The organism is Helicobacter sp. 11-8110 (genome assembly GCF_003288905.1).
Classification (GTDB): domain Bacteria; phylum Campylobacterota; class Campylobacteria; order Campylobacterales; family Helicobacteraceae; genus Helicobacter_D; species Helicobacter_D colisuis.
The window spans coordinates 1-5,874 of the sequence record NZ_NHYL01000017.1 but is presented as its reverse complement, the minus strand read 5'-3'; the positions used below and the strand labels follow the sequence as shown (position 1 = coordinate 5,874).

Sequence of the window (5,874 nt, the reverse complement as noted above, 5' to 3'; positions counted from 1 at the left end):
TCAATCCCTTTTATTTTAATCTTCCCTTAAGCTTATGCTGCTATAATTCCACTTCCTTTTTTGAAATAAAAAAAGTGTTCTTTTGGCTTTATATACATTAATATAGTATAGTTTTAAAGTTAAAATGATCTTTGACAACTAAGCAGGAATATAAAAGACAACCTAGAAATTATTTTTATTCTTTTTATATTTCTAAAATCATACAACATAACTCATTTATGACTTTGTAGTTTTAAACTGCAAATCTAAAAACAGAGATTTTGAGATTTTAGGACAAACAATCCAATTTATTTTGTGGAGAGTTTAAGTCTTTCTATTAAGATTCTAAACTCCCCATTTTTTATGGAGAGTTTGATCCTGGCTCAGAGTGAACGCTGGCGGCGTGCCTAATACATGCAAGTCGAACGATGAAGCTTCTAGCTTGCTAGAAGTGGATTAGTGGCGCACGGGTGAGTAATGCATAGGTTATGTGCCCTTTAGTCTGGGATAGCCACTGGAAACGGTGATTAATACTAGATACTCCCTACGGGGGAAAGTTTTTCGCTAAAGGATCAGCCTATGTCCTATCAGCTTGTTGGTGAGGTAATGGCTCACCAAGGCTATGACGGGTATCCGGCCTGAGAGGGTGATCGGACACACTGGAACTGAGACACGGTCCAGACTCCTACGGGAGGCAGCAGTAGGGAATATTGCTCAATGGGGGAAACCCTGAAGCAGCAACGCCGCGTGGAGGATGAAGGTTTTCGGATTGTAAACTCCTTTTGTTAGAGAAGATTATGACGGTATCTAACGAATAAGCACCGGCTAACTCCGTGCCAGCAGCCGCGGTAATACGGAGGGTGCAAGCGTTACTCGGAATCACTGGGCGTAAAGAGCGCGTAGGCGGGGTAGCAAGTCAGATGTGAAATCCTATGGCTTAACCATAGAACTGCATTTGAAACTGTTACTCTAGAGTATGGGAGAGGTAGGTGGAATTCTTGGTGTAGGGGTAAAATCCGTAGAGATCAAGAGGAATACTCATTGCGAAGGCGACCTGCTGGAACATTACTGACGCTGATGCGCGAAAGCGTGGGGAGCAAACAGGATTAGATACCCTGGTAGTCCACGCCCTAAACGATGAATGCTAGTTGTTGTGAGGCTTGTCCTTGCAGTAATGCAGCTAACGCATTAAGCATTCCGCCTGGGGAGTACGGTCGCAAGATTAAAACTTAAAGGAATAGACGGGGACCCGCACAAGCGGTGGAGCATGTGGTTTAATTCGAGGATACGCGAAGAACCTTACCTAGGCTTGACATTGATAGAATCTACTAGAGATAGTGGAGTGCCCTTTTAGGGAGCTTGAAAACAGGTGCTGCACGGCTGTCGTCAGCTCGTGTCGTGAGATGTTGGGTTAAGTCCCGCAACGAGCGCAACCCTCGTCCTTAGTTGCTAACAGTTTGGCTGAGCACTCTAAGGAGACTGCCTTCGTAAGGAGGAGGAAGGTGAGGACGACGTCAAGTCATCATGGCCCTTACGCCTAGGGCTACACACGTGCTACAATGGGGTGCACAAAGAGATGCAATACTGTGAAGTGGAGCCAATCTCTAAAACATCTCTCAGTTCGGATTGTAGTCTGCAACTCGACTACATGAAGCTGGAATCGCTAGTAATCGTGAATCAGCCATGTCACGGTGAATACGTTCCCGGGTCTTGTACTCACCGCCCGTCACACCATGGGAGTTGTATTCGCCTTAAGTCGGAATACTAAACTAGTTACCGCCCACGGCGGATGCAGCGACTGGGGTGAAGTCGTAACAAGGTAACCGTAGGTGAACCTGCGGTTGGATCACCTCCTTTCAAGAGACATAACTAAATATTCATTTATTTAGTTGAATAAGGAAGTCTTTTCCTGCTTAGTTTTCAGAGATCATCAAAGCTTTAGAGTAGGGGCTTATAGCTCAGGTGGTTAGAGCGCACCCCTGATAAGGGTGAGGTCGGAGGTTCAAGTCCTCCTAAGCCCACCATTGGGGAATTAGCTCAGCTGGGAGAGCGCCTGCTTTGCACGCAGGAGGTCAGCGGTTCGATCCCGCTATTCTCCACCATTAAAAAGTTTAATGTGAGTTTTTTAATCTTAAGATTCACATTAGACTTTTTAAGTCTAAAAGTTATTTAAAAACTCATTGTTAAAGCCTATATAAGTAAATAACTACAATCACGCAAATAAATAACTAAAGATTTGCCTAAAGATTGTTAATCTTAGAGATTTACATTCTTTAAGGCAGTGGCGTTAGAATAAAGTCAGTTAAGCTTGTGAAGGGCAAATGGTGGATGCCTTGGGTAGTAGAGGCGATGAAGGACGTACTAGACTGCGATAAGCTAGGGGGAGCTGTCAAGAAGCTTTGATCCCTAGATTTCCGAATGGGGCAACCCAATATGTAGCAATACATATTACCTTAAATGGAGCGAACCTAGTGAAGTGAAACATCTCAGTAACTAGAGGAAAAGAAATCAAACGAGATTCTCTTAGTAGCGGCGAGCGAAAGGGGAATAGGGCAAACCGAATGCTTGCATTCGGGGTTGAGGACTGCAATATCCACTAAAATACTCTAATAGAACATTCTGGAAAGGATAGCCATAGAGGGTGATAGTCCCGTATATGAAAGAGTATTTTTAGGTAGCAGGATCCAGAGTAGGTCAGGACACGTGAAATCCGGGCTGAAGCTGGGGGGACCACCCTCCAACCCTAAATACTACTACTACACCGATAGCGAACCAGTACCGTGAGGGAAAGGTGAAAAGAACCGCAGTGAGCGGAGTGAAATAGAACCTGAAACCATTTGCCTACAATCATTCAGAGCCCTATGATTTATCAGGGTGATGGACTGCCTTTTGCATAATGATCCTGCGAGTTGTGGTATCTGGCAAGGTTAAACTAATGTGAAGCCGTAGCGAAAGCGAGTCTGAAAGGGCGATTAAGTCAGATGCTGCAGACCCGAAGCTGAGTGATCTATCCATGGCCAAGTTGAAAGTGGGGTAACACCCACCGGAGGACTGAACTCGTACCCATTGAAACGGGTTGGGATGAGCTGTGGATAGGGGTGAAAGGCCAATCAAACTCAGTGATAGCTGGTTCTCTTCGAAATATATTTAGGTATAGCCTCAAGTGATAGTAATAGGGGGTAGAGCTCTGATTGGGCTAGGGCTGCTCACCGCGGTACCAACCCCTGTCAAACTACGAATACCTATTACCGTATCTTGGGAGTCAGGCGGTGGGTGATAAAATCAATCGTCTAAAGGGGAACAACCCAGACTACCAACTAAGGTCCCAAAGTTCTATTCTAAGTGGAAAAAGATGTGAAGTTACTTAGACAACCAGGAGGTTGGCTTAGAAGCAGCCATCCTTTAAAGATAGCGTAACAGCTCACTGGTCTAGTGATTTTGCGCTGAAAATATAACGGGGCTAAGATAGACACCGAAGTTGTAGATTGTGCTGATGCACAGTGGTAGAAGAGCGTTCACATCAGCGTTGAAGCCATACCGGTAAGGAGTGGTGGAGCGGTGTGAAGTGAGCATGCAGGAATGAGTAGCGATAAAAGTGGTGAGAATCCACTTCGCCGTAAATCTAAGGTTTCCTACGCTATGCTCGTCATCGTAGGGTTAGTCGGGTCCTAAGACAAGTCCGAAAGGGGTAGTCGATGGAAAATTGGTTAATATTCCAATACCAACATTAGTGTGCGATGGAGGGACGCATAGGGTCAAGACAAGCTAGCCGATAGAAATGCTAGCCGAAGGGTGCAAGTTAGGAGATTGGCAAATCCGCTCCCGTATCCCAAACCCAACAGGCTTTCTGAAGTCTTCGGATGGATGAGAGAATTGTTAAGATCGTCGTGCCAAGAAAAGCTTCTAAGTTTAGCTAATGTTGCCCGTACCGCAAACCGACACAGGTAGATGAGATGAGTATTCTAAGGCGCGTGAAAGAACTCTCTTTAAGGAACTCTGCAAACTAACACCGTAAGTTCGCGATAAGGTGTGCCTAAGTAATTAGGTCTCAGCAAAGAGTCCCTCCCGACTGTTTACCAAAAACACAGCACTTTGCCAACTCGTAAGAGGAAGTATAAGGTGTGACGCCTGCCCGGTGCTCGAAGGTTAAGAGGATTAGTCAGCCGCAAGGCGAAGCTTTGAATTGAAGCCCGAGTAAACGGCGGCCGTAACTATAACGGTCCTAAGGTAGCGAAATTCCTTGTCGGTTAAATACCGACCTGCATGAATGGCGTAACGAGATGGGAGCTGTCTCAAAGAGTGATTCAGTGAAATTGTAGTGGAGGTGAAAATTCCTCCTACCCGCGGCAAGACGGAAAGACCCCGTGGACCTTTACTACAGCTTGGCACTGCCGATGGGAGCATTATGCGCAGCATAGGTGGGAGGCTATGAAATCTTTACTCTGGTAGAGATGGAGCCATCGTTGAGATACCACCCTTAATGTTTCTGTCTGCTAACTAGCTAGAGTTATCCTCTAGTAGGACAATGCCTGGTGGGTAGTTTGACTGGGGCGGTCGCCTCCTAAAAAGTAACGGAGGCTTGCAAAGGTTGGCTCAAAATGGTTGGAAATCATTTGTAGAGTGTAATGGCATAAGCCAGCCTGACTGTAAGACAAACAAGTCAAGCAGAGACGAAAGTCGGTCATAGTGATCCGGTGATTCTGTGTGGAAGGGTCATCGCTCAAAGGATAAAAGGTACCCCGGGGATAACAGGCTGATCTCCCCCAAGAGCTCACATCGACGGGGAGGTTTGGCACCTCGATGTCGGCTCATCGCATCCTGGGGCTGGAGCAGGTCCCAAGGGTATGGCTGTTCGCCATTTAAAGCGGTACGCGAGCTGGGTTCAGAACGTCGTGAGACAGTTCGGTCCCTATCTGCCGTGGGCGTAGGATTGTTGAGGAGATCTGTCCCTAGTACGAGAGGACCGGGATGGACATACCACTGGTGTAGCTGTTGTCCTGCTATGGGCATCGCAGCGTAGCTACGTATGGATGTGATAAACGCTGAAAGCATCTAAGCGTGAAGCCAACTCCAAGATGAACAATCCCTGAAGGTCGCAGGAAGACTACCTGCTTGATAGGGTAGGGGTGTAAGCATAGTAATATGTTTAGCTGACTACTACTAATAGACCGATTGGCTTAATATAAAGACTTTAAGCCACTGCCTTAATGAGTGTAAAGCACTCTTAAATCTTAGTTAGTGATTGATACTAATAGGCTTTTTTACATTGTCATCTTCGTGCTAATAGAGAAGAGGTTCCACCTAGCTCCATTCCGAACCTAGAAGTTAAGCTCTTCTTCGCTGATGATACTGCAACTTTCAGATGTGGTAAAGTAGGACGGTGCGGAGATGAGAGTGTAAAAGAAAATGAGTTTTACTGCTTTTTATTTCTTCCTTGTAAATTTTAACATCACTCTTGCTATCGATATTAGTATTTAGTAATTGAATAGATAAAAGAATTTAAAGATAGTAAAGATTTTTTTATGATTTATCCTATCTTAAATTAGATATTTCAACGAATAATATTACTATTCTCTTACTATTAGTATTGATATTAGTATTGATATTAGTATTGATATTAGTATTGAAAAAGCTACAATACTTTTTAAAATATTTAAATTCTCTCTAAAAAATATATATAAATCTATAAATGTATAGGCTGGAGATATATGAGAGATTAAAGATTAAAGAGATTAGATTTGGAGAATGGAGTTAGAATACTTGAGAGCTACTTCTCTTTAAAATTTAAACGCTAAACCATTAAGATTGCACTATTAATATTTGATATTACTCTTACTGCCTTATGTTAATATTAATATTTTTCGTTGAAATATTTAATTAATGATTGTTTGGTAA

General features: G+C 43.9%; 2 tRNA genes and 3 rRNA genes. All 5 read left to right on the top strand.

Annotation, left to right across the window (positions count from 1 at the left end):
• The first annotated feature begins 339 nt into the window (after positions 1-339).
• The 5 genes from CCY98_RS08370 (at position 340) to rrf (ending at position 5,368) form a co-directional block, all read left to right on the top strand.
• Positions 340-1,836 (top strand): 16S ribosomal RNA (locus CCY98_RS08370).
• A 90-nt stretch (positions 1,837-1,926) separates the two neighbouring features.
• Positions 1,927-2,003 (top strand) — tRNA-Ile (locus CCY98_RS08365).
• A 2-nt stretch (positions 2,004-2,005) separates the two neighbouring features.
• Positions 2,006-2,081, top strand: a tRNA-Ala gene (locus tag CCY98_RS08360).
• A 198-nt stretch (positions 2,082-2,279) separates the two neighbouring features.
• Positions 2,280-5,164: ribosomal RNA gene (locus CCY98_RS08355) — 23S ribosomal RNA — on the top strand.
• Between the two features lie 88 nt (positions 5,165-5,252).
• Positions 5,253-5,368, top strand: a 5S ribosomal RNA gene (gene rrf / locus CCY98_RS08350).
• Together the 16S, 23S and 5S rRNA genes with 2 tRNA genes alongside form the textbook arrangement of a ribosomal RNA operon.
• The last annotated feature ends 506 nt before the right edge of the window (positions 5,369-5,874 follow it).